The 15,063-nt window shown below is 46.4% G+C and carries 19 protein-coding genes, 3 pseudogenes and 1 riboswitch; of the genes and pseudogenes, 14 read left to right on the top strand and 8 right to left on the bottom strand.

Translation table 11 applies throughout. The features are described 5' to 3' along the window. The 8 genes and pseudogenes from Q0R35_RS14520 to Q0R35_RS14485 all read left to right on the top strand — a co-directional run. Positions 1 to 682 (top strand): annotated as a pseudogene (locus Q0R35_RS14520) (glutamate synthase subunit alpha); the annotation flags it as partial. Between the two features lie 273 nt (positions 683 to 955). Further along, positions 956 to 1,144, top strand: a complete 189-nt coding sequence (locus Q0R35_RS14515) for a hypothetical protein (RefSeq protein ID WP_295619662.1) — start codon at positions 956 to 958, stop codon at positions 1,142 to 1,144. Positions 1,145 to 1,177: 33 nt separating this feature from the next. Beyond that, complete coding sequence (locus Q0R35_RS14510) at positions 1,178 to 1,459, top strand: hypothetical protein (protein ID WP_295619659.1); 282 nt, start codon at positions 1,178 to 1,180, stop codon at positions 1,457 to 1,459. Then, the gene (locus Q0R35_RS14505; protein ID WP_295619656.1) at positions 1,446 to 1,775 is read left to right on the top strand and encodes a type II toxin-antitoxin system PemK/MazF family toxin; all 330 of its coding nucleotides are present in this window, start codon (positions 1,446 to 1,448) and stop codon (positions 1,773 to 1,775) included. The genes Q0R35_RS14510 and Q0R35_RS14505 overlap by 14 nt, the downstream gene beginning before the upstream one ends. A 43-nt stretch (positions 1,776 to 1,818) precedes the next feature. Further along, complete coding sequence (locus Q0R35_RS14500) at positions 1,819 to 2,010, top strand: hypothetical protein (RefSeq protein WP_295619653.1); 192 nt, start codon at positions 1,819 to 1,821, stop codon at positions 2,008 to 2,010. Positions 2,011 to 2,079: 69 nt separating this feature from the next. Next, positions 2,080 to 2,357, top strand: a pseudogene (locus tag Q0R35_RS14495) (hypothetical protein). A gap of 162 nt (positions 2,358 to 2,519) precedes the next feature. Further along, complete coding sequence (locus Q0R35_RS14490; RefSeq protein ID WP_366944899.1) at positions 2,520 to 3,965, top strand: RtcB family protein; 1,446 nt, start codon at positions 2,520 to 2,522, stop codon at positions 3,963 to 3,965. A 3-nt stretch (positions 3,966 to 3,968) separates the two neighbouring features. Then, positions 3,969 to 4,730 carry a pantothenate kinase gene (locus Q0R35_RS14485; RefSeq protein ID WP_295619644.1) on the top strand — a complete coding sequence of 254 codons (762 nt, stop codon included), beginning with the start codon at positions 3,969 to 3,971 and terminating at the stop codon, positions 4,728 to 4,730. Between the two features lie 34 nt (positions 4,731 to 4,764). Here the strand turns inward: Q0R35_RS14485 and trpA are convergent, their stop codons facing one another. The 6 genes from trpA to Q0R35_RS14455 all read right to left on the bottom strand — a co-directional run bounded on the left by trpA (position 4,765) and on the right by Q0R35_RS14455 (position 8,458). Continuing rightward, the gene (trpA, locus tag Q0R35_RS14480; protein ID WP_295619641.1) at positions 4,765 to 5,559 is read right to left on the bottom strand and encodes a tryptophan synthase subunit alpha; all 795 of its coding nucleotides are present in this window, start codon (positions 5,557 to 5,559) and stop codon (positions 4,765 to 4,767) included. A 131-nt stretch (positions 5,560 to 5,690) separates the two neighbouring features. After that, positions 5,691 to 5,993 (bottom strand): DUF3007 family protein, encoded by a 303-nt coding sequence (locus Q0R35_RS14475; RefSeq protein ID WP_295619638.1) that lies wholly within the window; start codon positions 5,991 to 5,993, stop codon positions 5,691 to 5,693. Positions 5,994 to 6,002: 9 nt separating this feature from the next. Continuing rightward, entirely contained in the window at positions 6,003 to 6,215 is a 213-nt protein-coding gene (locus Q0R35_RS14470; protein WP_295619635.1) for an NAD(P)H-quinone oxidoreductase subunit L, read from the bottom strand. Between the two features lie 103 nt (positions 6,216 to 6,318). Continuing rightward, the gene (locus Q0R35_RS14465; protein WP_295619632.1) at positions 6,319 to 6,558 is read right to left on the bottom strand and encodes a hypothetical protein; all 240 of its coding nucleotides are present in this window, start codon (positions 6,556 to 6,558) and stop codon (positions 6,319 to 6,321) included. Between the two features lie 9 nt (positions 6,559 to 6,567). Further along, positions 6,568 to 7,734, bottom strand: coding sequence for a GNAT family N-acetyltransferase (locus Q0R35_RS14460; RefSeq protein WP_295619629.1), 1,167 nt, complete (start codon positions 7,732 to 7,734; stop codon positions 6,568 to 6,570). Positions 7,735 to 7,927: 193 nt separating this feature from the next. Continuing rightward, positions 7,928 to 8,458 carry a hypothetical protein gene (locus Q0R35_RS14455; RefSeq protein WP_295619626.1) on the bottom strand — a complete coding sequence of 177 codons (531 nt, stop codon included), beginning with the start codon at positions 8,456 to 8,458 and terminating at the stop codon, positions 7,928 to 7,930. A 171-nt stretch (positions 8,459 to 8,629) separates the two neighbouring features. Here Q0R35_RS14455 and argH point away from each other — a divergent pair, with 171 nt between their 5' ends. Beyond that, positions 8,630 to 10,015, top strand: a complete 1,386-nt coding sequence (argH, locus tag Q0R35_RS14450; RefSeq protein WP_295619622.1) for an argininosuccinate lyase — start codon at positions 8,630 to 8,632, stop codon at positions 10,013 to 10,015. A 216-nt stretch (positions 10,016 to 10,231) separates the two neighbouring features. On the opposite strand, the gene Q0R35_RS14445 is transcribed toward argH, so the two are convergent. After that, a complete protein-coding gene (locus Q0R35_RS14445) occupies positions 10,232 to 10,405 on the bottom strand; it encodes a hypothetical protein (protein WP_015157954.1) in 174 nt (57 codons plus the stop codon). A 308-nt stretch (positions 10,406 to 10,713) separates the two neighbouring features. Between Q0R35_RS14445 and Q0R35_RS14440 the strand changes: the two genes are divergently transcribed. From Q0R35_RS14440 to thiC, 5 genes and pseudogenes are all read left to right on the top strand, one after another. Beyond that, positions 10,714 to 11,562: an alpha/beta hydrolase gene (locus Q0R35_RS14440; RefSeq protein ID WP_295619619.1), complete on the top strand. Its 849-nt coding sequence runs from the start codon at positions 10,714 to 10,716 to the stop codon at positions 11,560 to 11,562. Positions 11,563 to 11,693: 131 nt separating this feature from the next. Then, positions 11,694 to 12,095 (top strand): hypothetical protein, encoded by a 402-nt coding sequence (locus Q0R35_RS14435; protein WP_295619616.1) that lies wholly within the window; start codon positions 11,694 to 11,696, stop codon positions 12,093 to 12,095. Next, positions 11,995 to 12,608: pseudogene (locus Q0R35_RS14430) on the top strand (serine/threonine-protein kinase); the annotation flags it as partial. The gene Q0R35_RS14435 and the pseudogene Q0R35_RS14430, both read left to right, overlap by 101 nt. A 94-nt stretch (positions 12,609 to 12,702) precedes the next feature. After that, positions 12,703 to 13,014, top strand: a complete 312-nt coding sequence (locus Q0R35_RS14425; RefSeq protein ID WP_295619613.1) for a hypothetical protein — start codon at positions 12,703 to 12,705, stop codon at positions 13,012 to 13,014. A 290-nt stretch (positions 13,015 to 13,304) separates the two neighbouring features. Then, positions 13,305 to 13,402, top strand: a riboswitch (TPP riboswitch). A gap of 8 nt (positions 13,403 to 13,410) precedes the next feature. Then, positions 13,411 to 14,790, top strand: coding sequence for a phosphomethylpyrimidine synthase ThiC (gene thiC, locus Q0R35_RS14420; protein ID WP_295619610.1), 1,380 nt, complete (start codon positions 13,411 to 13,413; stop codon positions 14,788 to 14,790). A 70-nt stretch (positions 14,791 to 14,860) separates the two neighbouring features. Here the strand turns inward: thiC and Q0R35_RS14415 are convergent, their stop codons facing one another. Continuing rightward, the gene (locus Q0R35_RS14415; protein WP_295619607.1) at positions 14,861 to 15,016 is read right to left on the bottom strand and encodes a hypothetical protein; all 156 of its coding nucleotides are present in this window, start codon (positions 15,014 to 15,016) and stop codon (positions 14,861 to 14,863) included. Positions 15,017 to 15,063 lie beyond the last annotated feature (47 nt).

The raw sequence follows: 15,063 nt of genomic DNA, 5'->3' as shown, positions 1-15,063 counted from the left end.
AAGCTTCGGCGCATTCATCCCCCAAGGAGTCACCCTCGAACTCGAAGGCGATGCCAACGACTACATCGGCAAAGGACTCAGCGGCGGTAAAATCATCCTCTACCCCTCGCCCAAATCCACCTTCATCGCCGCCGAAAACGTCATCGTTGGCAACGTCGCTCTCTACGGAGCCACTAGCGGCGAAATCTACATCAACGGCATGGCTGGCGAACGTTTCTGTGTGCGTAATTCTGGGGTTAATGCTGTGGTGGAATCGATCGGGGATCATGGGTGTGAATACATGACAGGCGGACAAGTAATTGTGTTAGGTAAAACCGGACGCAATTTCGCAGCGGGAATGAGTGGCGGTGTGGCTTATATCCTTGACGAGCAGGGGGATTTCCCGACGCGCTGTAATATCCAGATGGTGGGCTTGGAAACGCTGACGGATACTGAGGAGATTGGGAAGTTGAAGGATTCGATCGCTAAACACGCCCAATATACTAAGAGTCAGAAAGCGATCGAGGTTCTAACGAATTGGGATGAAATGGTGCCGAAGTTTGTGAAGGTGATGCCGCGTGACTATAAGCGGGTGTTGCAAGCGATCCAGAATGCGCTGGCTTCAGGGTTGAGTGGCGATGATGCGCTCGATGCTGCGTTTGAGGAAAATTCTCGCGACGTGGCGCGGATTGGCGGGAGTTAGGGGGTCAGATCGATCGTCAGTAAACTAGATCGCGGTTGCGATCTAGTTCAATATTCTATAATTATGAGGTATCCTCAGCTTGCCAACTGCCGAACAAAGCATCAGGTGTGTAATTCTGTGCCAATCCTTAACTAATACCTTTACCCCTATTTTTGTAGTTCGCCTTGATGAGCGATCGGGCAATCTATTTCTATTAGCTGGTGATAATATCCAGATTGAAATCTATCGTAATGGTCTTTGGAGATTCTTATAATGAACCCTGACTTTAATACTATGACAAAAGGTGAGCTAAGAGCTTATGTCATCGCTCACCCTAACAATCGATCTGCATTCCATACGTTTGTCGATCGCTTTACTGCGGAAGCCTCTCCAGCAACTTACAACATTCCCAATTCAACCGATGAGGTTAAAGAGGTTGAAGTTTTAATTAAACAAAAGCTATCACACCTAAAAACGAGTTAGAAGACTTAGATAGATGTAGAAGTTATCATTGCAATGGAGATACTGATGGATGCCCTGACTGAGAGATTAGGAATTAAATTGCAAGAGTGGAAGCCAGAAATATCCGATCGAGTTCGTCAATACATCTCAGAAATTATTGACTTGGCAGATCGCGATGTTCTCAACTCCATCCCCTCGCGCACTGTAGAGCAAGATGTGATGGATTTAATCTATCGGATTGCCATTCAACCGAATTCGATCGATTCCGTTCGTACTCACAGTGCCTTTCTAAATAGCTATGCTTCAGAAGATGAAGGGCTTTATGATGATTGTTAAAGCAGGTGAATTTTGGGTAGCCAAAATAACTTTCACCGATGGCTCGGCATTTAAGAAACGACCTATTTTAATCCTCTGGATTGATGGTGATGATGTTGTGGTAGCAGCGGTAACTTCGTCTAAACCAAGGACTCCGACAGATGTGGTGTTAATTGACTGGGGAAAATGTGGGTTGCGAGTTGCTTCAACCGTGCGTTTATCGCGTCTCGACTGTCTAGAGCGATCTTTGTTGATTAAAAAGTTAGGGGAATTATCAGAGATTGATGCTACAGCCCTGATGGAAGTCTGGACTCAGCACGTCAAACCCAATTTCTAAGTTTGAGGAAACGTTATCTCATGCAGAATGGAGATGATTGAGATTGACGATTTATCGATGTTGTAATGTCGTCTTATTACTATCTGTATCAACGATTACAGCCGTCGGATGCTGCGCGATCGATCGATCGTTGGACTATCGATCGATGTTGATGATTTTAGGGTGGTTTTGCGGAACGCTGATGGTTAAGGGATTAGATCGTGATGATGTTCGTTGGCGTAGCCTCTCATCCTGAGAATCGAGCTTTGGGGTATCGATCGCTTGAGTTAAAATAAAGAGATAAAGTTGAAACGAGGTCAAGCTCATGACGATTCGGCAACCCCGCTACAGTAAAGAAGAATTTGCAAGGGCGTGGCGACGAGATTTATCAATCCCAAGTGCTTCAACAAATCGATGAAGAGATCGATTACCTCTCGGCGCGGCTACGCCAACGATATTGAAACTGGAGCATTTGAAATAGCCGATAAACCGATCGCCGCAGTCGATCGACTTTACGATCGATACCCAGATGCTCAACCTTGGGTAATTCGGATCGGACATCGAGCAGTCTACCGCTTTGGTTCTCAAAGTTTGATAACTTGACATCGAGCGAACTTTCACGGTATTATTAGTTTAATGGGTATATTGCCCAAACTTAACTATTTAACAAAACCTTCAATTATTGCTGACTGCGGCTGCTGAACACCCAGTCAACTTATACAATAATAATTGCTAAGACCCACAGTGGTATTGGCAACAGGTTTTATGCAGCAGCCCAAAAATACTCACAGACTCCTCCGCGCGCTTGCCAAGCAAGGATTAGAGGTTAGTTACAAAGACCAGATTTACACGGTACGATCGACCGAGTGTGCGGATGCTCCAGCGGCAGAAGTGTTGTTACCGCCAGACTTCCCGATCGAAGGCAAAGCCTTCAAGCAACTTGCCAGCCTGACTACCCTCGCCCATCCCGGCGGCGGTAAGGTGACGCGCACATTTGCTACGCCCGATTTTCATCCCGGCGATACCGGAGTCGCGATCGGATCTGTCATTCAAACTCAGGGGATGGTAGTCCCCGCTGCCGTCGGTAGCGATATTAACTGCGGAATGCGGCTGCATGTCGTCGATCTGAGCGTTGCCGATTTTCTCGCCCAGCGGGATAAATTTGTGGCGTTAATGAAAGGCGATTATTTACTCGGTACCCGCGATGTCACCATGACAGCCGCCGCCAGTCGGGGCATATTTAACGAGGGCATTCCCGGCTGGTTGGAGCAGATGAGCCAGCACCCGATGGGGAGCGTGGCTAAATCTGACTTCGGGCAATTATGGCAGGAAATCGATCGAGTTCAATTTCTCGGCTCCCTAGCGGGAAATACCCGTTGGGCACCGATCGAACTCACTCCCGCCGCTGGATTGGTGCGCGATGGGGGTTTGGGGACGATTGGCGGTGGCAATCATTTTGTCGAAATTCAAGAGGTAGTTGAAATTCGCAATTCGCGCCTAGCTTATCAGTCTAATGTCAAAGTCGGGCAACTGGCGATTGCGATTCACTCCGGTTCTCGGACAGTTGGTAAATACATCGGCGGGATGTGGCGAGACAGAGCCAAAGCCGCTTGGCTTAAAGGCTATCCGTTTCCCCAGTCGAGCCTATTTGCCCTCTCAACGGCGACTAATCCCGATTTGGTGGCTGAGTACCTCGAAGCCGAAGCAACGGCGGCTAATTACGCTTTTGTCAATCGCTTAATTCTGGCTGAATTAATTCGGTTGCGGCTGCGGGAAGTATATGGCGATCTTGCAGCTCCCCTGGTGTGCGATCTTCCCCACAATCTTACTTTCCCCGATGGCGACGGTTGGATCGTCAGAAAGGGTGCGTGCGCGGCTGGTGCTGGGCAATTGCTAATCACCCCCGGCTCGATGGGGACACCATCTTATCTATTATCTGGCTTGGGGAACGATCGGTATCTTAATTCTGCCGCTCATGGTGCGGGTAGAGCGATTTCGCGATTTGAACTCACTCGCGCGGGGGCAAGTTATACTGAGTCAGATTTAGGTTTGACTTCAGGGGTAGATTGTATTACTTTACGCCCAGAGCGACGGATTGAAGAGGCTCCCGCCGCTTATAAGTCGATCGATCGAGTCATCGATACCCAAGTAGCCGCCGGGATGGTAGAGGTGGTGGCAAAAATGCGCCCGATTTTAACTTTTAAGGCGTAATAGATGGCTGTAACTATTCAGATTGGCTTATCGATCGGTAATTCTCGCTATCATTGGGGGTGGTTTTTAAATACCAAATTTCAATCTAGTTGGGATACAGAATATCTAAATATCGATCGATATTTAGAGTTTCTACCGATCGATTGCCAACGAATAATTAACCAAAATTTAATCGAACTCGATCGAATTCCCATCTATTTAGTTTCCGTCGTTACCAGTCAAACCGATATTTGGCAACAGTTACCGCAAGTCAAACTAATTACATTAGCAGATATTCCCTTATTTAGTCTTTATCCCACTCTCGGCATCGATCGCGCTTTAACTGCCTTTGGTGCGGGTAATATTTATGGTTATCCCATCTTAGTTATCGATGGCGGTACGGCATTAACTATTACTGGTATCGACAACAATCGTCGGCTCGTCGGCGGGGCAATTTTACCAGGCTTGCGATTGCAATTACGATCGCTATTTACAGGTACCGCTGCATTACCAGAAATCATTTTACCACCCCAATTACCACCACGTTGGAGCGATAATACTCCAGGTGCGATCGCTAGCGGCATATTATATACAGTTAGTGCTGGAGTGAGCGACTTTATCCGCGATTGGCAGCAGTTATATCCAGCTAGTTATATTATTTTAACTGGTGGCGATGGCGAACTTTTGACTGGATATTTACAGGCGAATTTAGCTGTAGATTTAGCAGCTAGAGTTAAGTTCGATCGCGATCTATTATTTGCTGGGTTATCAGCAATTTTACAATAGCCAGCGCGATCGGATGATGCGAGACAAGATCTGGCTATTTAATTGCGGTTTTCAAACTCTGACAAAATTGCTCGATCGCCTGTAGCCCGTCTGTGGGCGTTCCCTCACTCAAACGTTTAACCATCGCACTGCCGACAATTACGCCGTCTGCGCCCCATTTTCGCACCTGTTGGGCGTGTTCTGGTGCGGAAATGCCAAAGCCGATCGCGATCGGTTTATCGGTGACTTTACGTAAGTTTGCCAAAATATCTCCAACCCGATCTTCTAATCCCGATCTCACGCCAGTTACACCCGTGACGCTGACTAAATAAATAAAGCCTTGAGACTTATTGGCGATCGCCACAATCCGCTCCTGGGAGCTGGTTGGCGCGACGAGCAGAATTACTTCGATGCCGATTTCGGCGGACGGTATTAATAATTCTTCGGCTTCTTCTAGTGGCAGATCTGGTACTACCAATCCCTTCACGCCAGCGGCGGCAATTTTTTCGAGGAAGGGACGAACCCCTAAATTGAGGATTGGGTTGTAATAAGTAAATAAAACAATCGGTGCTTTAATTTCTGGACTCACCCGCGCCACCATTTGGATGACATCATCTAGCTTGACCCCTTTTGCTAACGCACGCGTCGCTGCTGCCTGAATTACGGGGCCATCTGCTAGTGGATCGGAGTAGGGTACGCCGAGTTCGATGATGTCTGCTCCTGCGGCATCTAGGGTCTTGAGAGCTTGTGCCGTTGTTGCTAAGTCCGGATCGCCAGCGGTGATAAAGGGAATTAAAGCACACTGTCCGCGATCGCGTAAAGACTGGAAGCAACTGGAGACGGAGTGCATAGGGGGAGTAAGGAGTAAGGAGTAAGGAGTAAGGAGTAAGGAGTAAGGAGTAAGGAGTAAGGAGTAAGGAGTAAGAAATACAATTATTTCTAACACCCAAAACCTAAAGCCTAAAACCTAATACCTAAAGCCTATTTCCGTTCGCTTTCGATTTCGGCTTGGATTTTGGCTAATTCTGCGGGGGTGAGTTCGTCGAGGCGTTTTTGCAAGACAGCTTCCTCGTAATCTTTGAGTTGCTGGGTATAGGTCATTTTTTTAGTAGCTACTCGAAAGACATAGCTAAACGACCATGCGAGAATGATGCCAACTAATACTACTTGGCTCCAAATTCCGGCATTGATGTTGTCTAATCCAACCCATGTTAAGCCGAGATATCCAGCACCGCCGATCGCAAACACGACGATGCCAATTAAAATTACATCAATTCTCCGCATCTGCTAAATTTATGCCTCAAGTTCGCGGCGTTTGGGACGAAAATTCAGGAATGGCGATAGTAAAATCATCCCTGGGAAGAAGAAGAATACCAGGAAATACATCAACAGTCGTTCGATCGAACTAGCTACATACCATCGCTTTTGGAGATATAAGTACAATGCGCCAGGAATTACCAGTAGGTAAGCTCCACTCAAAATTAAGTATACTAGTGCAACTATCATAGGTTCGATCTCAAATAAAGCAGCGTGTCGATTGGGATTCGGCTCTTAATAATTTCTATTCTATCAGCTTGAGGGCTAGATCGATTGAGTGAGATATTTACTGTCATTTCCACGCTCGATACAGGCTATAGCCGATACCGCTGAGTCCCGCCCAAAATAATAATCCACAGCAAATACTCATCGCTCCATCGGGAGAAATTTCTCGTCTCGGCTGTTTTTGTCTAGAGTTAACTAACATTCTGGCGATCGCATATCCTGGGATCTTAATGACAAGATCGAAGATAATTGAAATGAAAATCCACTTGCAGATTTCCGCAACCAGCGTCGCAATTATTTCTCCCACTCTCCACTCCTAAGACAGATCCTCAGGATCGTTTTTCTCGATCCGGTTGGGGAGCGGCTGACGGGAGGGTTGGAGACTTTGGAGCATTTCGGCAATTTGGAGATTTTCCAAAGACAGATGTTTGGCTTCGCGGAGTTTATGCCACACGGAACGAGACATCAACAGGCTGTGTTTGACGCGAGTCGCGCCGATTTGTTGGAAGTATTCTTCGCGTTCGGGTTGATAGTCGGCGGAGACTAGTTGGAGCGGCTGATTGGGGAGATATTGACAGGCTCTGGCTAGTTGTGCCATTAGCTCTGGATAGAGCCAAGTATAGGCGGGATGAACGGTTAATTCGGCTCGATGAGCTTGAGGCTCTTCGCTTACCGACGATTGCCGATCTCGATCTAAGGATAGCCGATAATACCCGATCGCGGCTTTGCGTTGGCTTTCAAAGACGTAATTACTGACTGATTGCTTTTGTTGGAGCCATTCTTTGACTTTGCCGACCATCGTTTGGACGAGGTTGGTTTTAAAGTCGTGGATTTGCCGATCGAATACTTGACGTAATAGCGGCGGCATCGATACTGTATCTAGTTGGTAGATCAGTTGCGCGTCGGTATTTCTGACGGGGAGGAGATTGGGGAGATCTGGTTCGCGTTGTGCTAGTTCTTGGAGCAATTCGGGGGCAATTTCCCAATATGTTAGGTGCGCCAGCGGTTGGAAGCCATTTTGACGGTAGAGAGCCAGAGCTGGGTTGTCGTTGATATCTACTTCCAGTACCCAGGTACTCGCATCGACGATATGCTCGAAGCAATGACGCAATAATTGAGAGCCGATATCACTTTTCCCCGTGACTTCTTCTGGGGTTCCGGCTTGACGATCGATCGATACCCATTCTACATGCCAAGTACTGCGAGTCCGATTGAATGGCGAGACGCTGATGAGTCCGCGCACTTGTTGTTCGCATTCAGCTACTAACAAGGATCTGTCGGTAATACTGGGAGTGGGGATAATATTCAGAAATTGAAATGGTGCGTACCAGCGGCTCATCTGTCTGAGCAATTGGTCGATCTGAACTTTTACAGCCGGGTCGGGAATGATTGCTTGTTGACATAAGCTAGCGATCGCGTCAATATCTCGATATTGCAACGGACGAACGATCGTCCGATCTTTAGATCCATTATTCGCAGCCATTGTATATCCCTTGTCAACCTAGAGGTCTATCCTACTATAACATTTCCTACTAAATTGAGTTTGACATCTGAATGCTGGCAAAATTCCCGTCAGTGATTAAGAGCTAAATTATTTCAGTCATTCCCCTTTGCAGGGAGTGTGAGCGAGCAAAATTGGAAATCGTGAAAACTCCTAACTAGTCAACCAGGAAGGTTTACTTTTTGGCGAGGAGTGCATTCATGGCATCGATTACGGTTTTCAATCCTTCTCCAGCTTTGGCTTTATCTGGAGTTGCCGATCCCATTGCAGTTTTGACCGTTTTAATCCCATTTTCAATCGCGGGGTAGTTAGCACCAGCTTTGGCTTTGAGAATTGGCTCTACAGCAGGTAGCAGCGTGTTAAATTTGTCAAATTGAGCTTTGGCTTTGGTCATATCGCCACTTTTAACAGCGGTATTTGTCATTACTAATGCTGTTTTGACGGGAGTCAATTGGGCTTTTTCGGTTGCGGATAAAGCACCACCAGCGGCTGCGGGAGCGGTAGCTGCGGGAGTAGTTGCAGCAGGAGTAGTTGCAGCAGGCTCGGTAGCTGCGGGAGTGGTAGTAGTGGTAGTAGTACTGGTACTAGTAGCAGGAGTGGTTTCTGCTGTTTTATCTTTTTTGCCGCAACTAGTCATAGTTAGTACAGCACTCAGACACAAAACGGTTAATAAACTGGCTTTGACTGTAGTTTGTTTAATAGACATGTGGGTGTTTTGGTAAAGTTTATGGTGGACTTGACATTCACATGATAGCGTGGAAATAGGGACTAGTGACTAGTCAACGTTCTAGCTATCTGTGAGAGCATGACTGAGGGTTCGCTACCGATAGTTCCCAACCCTTAATTCAGGAGCTTGCGCCCCTGTTATTTTACTAATATGGATCGACCACAGACTTGGAGCGATCGCTTTGAAGGTACTTTACATCCAGCGATCGCCAAATTTAATGCTAGTATTGGCTTCGATCTCGAATTGATCGAATACGATCTGACGGGTTCTTGCGCTCATGCCAAAATGTTGGCTCGCACGGGGATTATCAGCCCCGCCGAGGGTGAGGAATTAGTCGCAGGGCTAGAAACGATTCGCGCCGAATATCGGGCTGGTAATTTCCAGCCTGGTGTCGATGCTGAGGATGTGCATTTTGCGGTCGAGCGACGATTGACGGAGCTGGTTGGCGATGTGGGTAAAAAGCTCCATACCGCCAGATCGCGTAACGATCAGGTCGGTACGGATACGAGATTATACCTGCGCGATCGGATCCGCCAGATTCAAACCCAAATTCGCGAGTTTCAGCAGGTATTACTCACTCTGGCGCGGGAAAATGTGGATACGCTCATTCCTGGGTACACGCACCTCCAACGCGCGCAACCACTGAGTTTAGCCCACCATTTACTCGCTTATGTAGACATGACACAGCGGGACTGGGAACGCTTGGGCGATGTCTACAAGCGCACGAATATCTCACCGTTAGGCTGCGGCGCACTAGCGGGAACGACTTTTGCGATCGATCGTGCTTATACGGCTGAGTTGCTGGGTTTTGACGATATTTATGGGAATAGTTTAGACGGCGTGAGCGATCGCGATTTTGCGATCGAATTCCTCAGCAGTGCGAGTCTGATTATGGTACATTTAAGCCGTTTAGCTGAAGAAGTCATTATCTGGGCTTCTGAAGAGTTTCGATTTGTCAGTTTGACCGATCGTTGCGCCACGGGTTCGAGTATCATGCCTCAGAAGAAGAATCCTGATGTGCCAGAATTAGTACGCGGGAAAACCGGACGGGTATTCGGGCATCTTCAAGCGATGTTAGTATTGATGAAGGGCTTGCCGCTGGCTTATAATAAGGACTTGCAAGAAGATAAGGAAGCTTTGTTCGATGCTGTCGATACGGTGCGAGCTTGTCTGGAAGCGATGACTATTTTAATGCGCGAGGGGATTGAATTTCGCCCAGCTCGGCTAGCTGAAGCAGTCGCGGCGGATTTTGCCAATGCTACCGATGTCGCCGACTATTTAGCTGCTAAAGGGGTACCGTTCCGCGAGGCTTATAATTTAGTAGGTAAAGTAGTGAAAACTTGCTTGAGCCAAAATAAATTGCTCAAAGATCTCAGCTTGGGAGAATGGCAAGAGCTACATCCCGCTTTTGAAGCTGATATCTATGCCGCCATCGATCCGCGCCAGGTAGTCGCCGCACGGAATAGCTATGGTGGAACTGGATTCGATCGCGTGCGGGAAGCAATCGATCGCGCTACAGCTAAAATTAATGAGTAATACTCGTACAGGCTAAGGTTCGAGGTGTTGGGGGAATTTAGATTCCCCTCATCCACCAACTCACCATACCTTAAACATTTATCAGGGATTTAGTTACCCTCATAAAAATTTAACTTTCAACCCTTCGACAAGCTCAGGGCAAGCTTTCAACTTTCAACTTCTAGCACTGAGCGAAGCCGTAGCGTAGCGTCTCTGCAAGGAGAAGTGTCAACTAGTCTAAGTTGCTGCTGCGGAGGTATCTTCGTTATCTTCCTCAGCCGAAGTGCCATTAGATTGAGGGCGGAATCTGGATTTGAACATCCGTCCGCCAGTGGGGCGTTTTCTAAATTTACGAGCGTATGCTTGATTACGCTCCGCCTTTTCCTTCTTCAGGTTGCGGCGTTTTGCCATATTTGCCTCTGTAAAAATAAACGATAGTTAATAGCTGCCAACTCAATCGAGATTGATGTTGTCAGGGGTATGCACAGCATCCCTAGCCGTCTGAACCGAAGATCGAGATCTAACCAGCGGAAAATAAATCCGAGCGGACGTAGCTTGACCATAGTATATCATACGCGATCGCGTACCCAAATTGCTAGTAACCTCAAATCTGGCGATCGACTGGCGTTAATCGGTAAATCTATCGGAATGTAGGCATAGTCAGATGATGATTTAGATTATGTTAGTATTTCATATTGAATTTAGCTGCATTCTAGCTTATGGTCGCTCGTAGTTCTCGAATCAAGCTCTCAGCAGGACAAATATTTTGGCACGAAGCTGGAGCCGATCGTCGTCCGGTAGTAATATTTTTGCATGGTAGTTGGCACGATAATCTGCAATGGTCGAGTGCGATCGAAATCTTGAGCCAAAATTTTCAGTGCTTGGCAATCGATTTACTCGGTTTTGGTAATTCGGTTGCCTTAAAAACACCAAGTACGATCGAAATGGAAGTCGATTGTCTGCATGAATTTTTAACGACCATCAAGTTACGGCGGGTGTATTTAGTCGGACATTCTCTGGGTGCTTGGATTGCCGTTAGTTATGCCTTAAAATATCCTGATTCAGTCACCGGGATAGTGGCAATTTCGCCAGAAGGATTTTCTTTAAATAACTGGAAACAATATCATTTTCCGACCAAGTTGGTAATCGGCAATTCAGTATTATTTAAAGTTTGGTTGAAAGGTCTAAATCTAGTTACATCGATTGCCGATGGTGCAATATCGTTAGAAAAATTTCAAACTTATTGGCGGTTATTAGAGAAATTTCCGACTACTTGCAAGCTGTTATTTCAGAGATCGAAACGTGAGATTCGGCGCGAACTAGTTGCCGATCGATTAGACCGATTTAACTTGCCATTCCTGATTTTACAACCCGATACCGCCAAACAGGTAATTATCGAACAAAGTCAAGCTTATGCCCGTGCAGTTCATCAAGCTGAGTATAAGTTAATTAATGGAGCTAATCTTACTGACGATCGCGAATTAATGCCTCAAATGGTGTGGGAAATATCTGATTTTCTCGATCGAGTCCAACTTCAAATCGAGCAAAACGCATCTTTAGGTGGGTGACTGCTAAACCAGCCGCTGGAGCTGAAATTTCAACAGCATTGGCAACGTTAGTGTAGAATAGAAATAAGGCTGTAGATAGAAGCTAGATCCATATTTTCAGATCGAGATACATTTTAATCTTTGAAGATACCATGTCAGAAGAACGGTTCGATCGGCTAGAGTCTCAAATTTCTGAACTGCGCGAACTCATGCAGCAGAATATGGTGGCTACACAGCAGAATATTGCTGCTACTAACCAGAATATGACTGCTATGAATCAGAATATCGATGCTGTACGGGAAGATGTCATCGCGCTGCGTCAGCGGATCGATAGTGTTGAAGGTAGTCTGAATATAATTATCCGTGAAGGATTCCAATCTCTGATGTCTTACAACGACGATCTCAACTACGAGCTATCAGATAATACTCGACAAATTAGACTGTTGAAAAGAAGAATTATTCGAGCGAGAGGCTCAAATCCTATCCCAATTAAAGCATCCAGCAATTCCCAACTATATCGATTATTTCACGATCGATACACAGCGCGATCGTAATTTCTATATCGTGCAAGAACTCGCTCCTGGTAGAACTCTGAGCGATTGGAGCGAGTCGGGTTGGCGATGTACGCGATCGTCCAAACGTTAGCCGAGGGGCAATCTTTATTCGATGCTGTTGCATCTGGCTGGAAACCGACAATTGATGAAGCTAAAGATATTGCGGCTCAAATTCTCGAAATTCTAATCTATCTCCACGCTCTCAATCCGCCAGTCATCCATCGCGATATCAAACCTCAAAATATTATTATAAATGATGATGGGGAAATATATCTCGTCGATTTTGGTGCGGTTCAAGATACTTACTACACCGTCACGGGTGGCAGTACGGTAGTCGGTACTTATGGTTATATGGCTCCCGAACAATTTCGCGGACAGGCATATTTATCGACCGATTTATATGGACTGGGAACTACTCTATTATATCTGTTAACTGGTACCGATCCGGCAGTGTTACCACAGAAAAAATTGAAGATAGATTTTGGCGATTCTATATCGCTCCCGACAGAATTTGTCAATTTTGTTTTATTCGCTGACACTCGGTCTGTTTATAGATCCTGCTAAACAATTATTTTTCGCTGGTTTCGGTTTAGCAGGATTCTGGCTGATGGTAAAGTTTGCTTATGGCTCGTTAGAACGAGTTAATATTTGTTTCAATCCCCACGATATCACGATCGTTAAGTACATGTTCGGTAAAGAATATTTTCGCAAAAGACTTACTAATATTGGCGATCTAAAAACTAGATTAGCTTTTTCGATCGTGCCTTTTGCTCGCTCGATCCAATTGCAAAACCGAGGTAAAAAATACTCGATCGCACAGTTACTCGCGCCAGCCGAAAATAGTTGGCTTCAAAGTGAAATTATTAGCTATATATTAGCTATATCAGCAATCAAACGTGTATTTATTAAAAATCTGTAGGGGCAGGTTTATGCTAAAGAACCACGCAGCGCAATTAACCTATAAACGAACCTGCCCAACCCCACCAGCATAGATCGATCGGGTAATTTGATGTGAGAAAATGCTGGGAGTTGTTGGTGGGTTAGGGCAGGTTTGTTTGAATGTTAACAGCCAGTAGCGAGAAGTATCGCATAAACCTGCCCCTACAGATGGTTTGACGATTTTAAATTACCTCGGATCGAGCTTATCTACTCGATCGAGATAATTTGCAACGTCCTACCCCAAACTCAGCCGTAAATGCTAAAATCTACAACTATAGCTAGGGGTGTCCGAAACCAGTCGGGCTGAGAACATACCCTTGCACCTGAGTCTGGGTAATGCCAGCGGAGGGAAGCTGTTTATGATAGGAAATTGAATATGCGTGCCGAATGGATTGCCAAACGTAGCGGACAAGCCAATGTGTCCCAGATGCACTATGCGCGTCAGGGTGTCGAAACCGAAGAAATGCACCATGTCGCCAAGCGCGAACGTCTTCCTGTAGATTTGATTCGATCGGAAGTCGCACGCGGAAGGATGATTATCCCTGCAAATACCAATCATCCCAATCTCGAACCAATGGCGATCGGGATACAATCTAGCTGTAAAGTGAATGCCAATATCGGCGCATCGCCCAGTTTTTCTAACATGCAAGATGAAGTTGACAAACTGATTCTGGCTGTTAAATACGGTGCGGATACCGTCATGGATCTGTCCACTGGTGGCGGTAATTTAGATGAGATTCGGATGGAAATCATCAAAAATTCGACCGTTCCCATCGGGACTGTCCCAATTTACCAAGCCTTAGAAAGCGTCCACGGTAGTGTCGAAAATCTCACCCCAGATGATTTCTTGCACATTATCGAAAAACATGCCCAACAGGGTGTTGACTATCAAACCATCCATGCGGGTATTTTAATCGAACATCTCCCCCTAGTTCGCAATCGACTGACAGGGATTGTCTCGCGTGGTGGTGGGATTTTAGCGCGGTGGATGCTGCATTTCCACAAGCAAAATCCCCTTTATACCCACTTCGATGACATCATCGAAATCTTCAAAAAATGCGATGTGTCCTTCAGCTTGGGTGACTCCCTCCGCCCCGGTTGTACTCATGACGCATCCGATGAAGCCCAACTCGCCGAACTCAAAACTCTGGGCAACCTGACTCGTCGCGCTTGGGAACATGACATCCAAGTGATGGTAGAAGGCCCCGGACACGTCCCGATGGATCAGATTGAGTTCAACGTCAAAAAGCAGATGGAAGAGTGTTCTGAGGCTCCTTTCTACGTCTTAGGGCCACTAGTAACCGACATCGCACCTGGTTACGACCATATCACCTCCGCGATCGGGGCGGCAATGGCTGGCTGGTACGGTACCGCGATGCTTTGCTACGTAACTCCTAAAGAACACCTGGGCTTACCCAATGCTGAAGATGTCCGCAATGGTCTGATTGCCTACAAAATTGCCGCTCACGCTGCCGATATCGCCCGCAAACGTCCGGGGGCACGCGATCGTGATGATGAGCTGTCCAAGGCGCGTTATAACTTCGATTGGAATCGTCAATTTGAACTCTCCCTCGACCCCGAACGGGCGAAGGAATATCACGACGAAACACTCCCCGCAGATATCTACAAAACTGCGGAGTTCTGTTCGATGTGTGGCCCTAAATTCTGTCCGATGCAAACTAAAGTCGATGCGGAAGCATTAACTGAGTTAGAGAAGTTCTTAGCTAAAGAGAAAGAGCCTTCGAGTATCGGTTAGTTTAGTTTAAAGCAGTACTATAAACCCGACTTCTTAAAGAAGTCGGGTTTATTTTTATGTGCGAGGGTTTCTACAGATTTAGGTTTGCTTTTGCTAACCAGCTCGGTAATTCTGACACATAAACCACCGATCGATCTCCTTCGATCGTAGCTAATAGCTGATGACCAGCACTCGTTGAATTATCATAGAGAATTAATGTATCGACAATTTTGGCTGCTTTATTCAAATTAGCCAAGCTACGATTGCCTCCGGCACGCTACGCGAACGTACCGA

Origin of the sequence: Chamaesiphon sp. GL140_3_metabinner_50 (assembly GCF_025361915.1) — a bacterium.
In the GTDB taxonomy this organism is placed as follows: Bacteria; Cyanobacteriota; Cyanobacteriia; order Cyanobacteriales; family Chamaesiphonaceae; genus Chamaesiphon.
Note: the sequence above shows the minus strand (reverse complement) of the source record. Positions and strands in the feature narration are given on the sequence as shown.

Excerpts from the sequence above, each read along its gene's own strand:
- Q0R35_RS14490 (WP_366944899.1), top strand. The coding sequence starts at position 2,520 with ATGCAGCAGCCCAAAAATACTCACAGACTCCTCCGCGCGCTTGCCAAG.
- Q0R35_RS14445 (WP_015157954.1), bottom strand. The coding sequence starts at position 10,405 with ATGGCAAAACGCCGCAACCTGAAGAAGGAAAAGGCGGAGCGTAATCAA.
- Q0R35_RS14435 (WP_295619616.1), top strand. The coding sequence starts at position 11,694 with ATGTCAGAAGAACGGTTCGATCGGCTAGAGTCTCAAATTTCTGAACTG.
- argH (WP_295619622.1), top strand. The coding sequence starts at position 8,630 with ATGGATCGACCACAGACTTGGAGCGATCGCTTTGAAGGTACTTTACAT.
- Q0R35_RS14425 (WP_295619613.1), top strand. The coding sequence starts at position 12,703 with ATGGTAAAGTTTGCTTATGGCTCGTTAGAACGAGTTAATATTTGTTTC.
- Q0R35_RS14440 (WP_295619619.1), top strand. The coding sequence starts at position 10,714 with ATGGTCGCTCGTAGTTCTCGAATCAAGCTCTCAGCAGGACAAATATTT.
- Q0R35_RS14460 (WP_295619629.1), bottom strand. The coding sequence starts at position 7,734 with ATGGCTGCGAATAATGGATCTAAAGATCGGACGATCGTTCGTCCGTTG.
- trpA (WP_295619641.1), bottom strand. The coding sequence starts at position 5,559 with ATGCACTCCGTCTCCAGTTGCTTCCAGTCTTTACGCGATCGCGGACAG.
- Q0R35_RS14510 (WP_295619659.1), top strand. The coding sequence starts at position 1,178 with ATGGAGATACTGATGGATGCCCTGACTGAGAGATTAGGAATTAAATTG.
- Q0R35_RS14455 (WP_295619626.1), bottom strand. The coding sequence starts at position 8,458 with ATGTCTATTAAACAAACTACAGTCAAAGCCAGTTTATTAACCGTTTTG.
- Q0R35_RS14515 (WP_295619662.1), top strand. The coding sequence starts at position 956 with ATGACAAAAGGTGAGCTAAGAGCTTATGTCATCGCTCACCCTAACAAT.
- Q0R35_RS14470 (WP_295619635.1), bottom strand. The coding sequence starts at position 6,215 with ATGATAGTTGCACTAGTATACTTAATTTTGAGTGGAGCTTACCTACTG.
- Q0R35_RS14485 (WP_295619644.1), top strand. The coding sequence starts at position 3,969 with ATGGCTGTAACTATTCAGATTGGCTTATCGATCGGTAATTCTCGCTAT.
- Q0R35_RS14475 (WP_295619638.1), bottom strand. The coding sequence starts at position 5,993 with ATGCGGAGAATTGATGTAATTTTAATTGGCATCGTCGTGTTTGCGATC.
- thiC (WP_295619610.1), top strand. The coding sequence starts at position 13,411 with ATGCGTGCCGAATGGATTGCCAAACGTAGCGGACAAGCCAATGTGTCC.
- Q0R35_RS14505 (WP_295619656.1), top strand. The coding sequence starts at position 1,446 with ATGATGATTGTTAAAGCAGGTGAATTTTGGGTAGCCAAAATAACTTTC.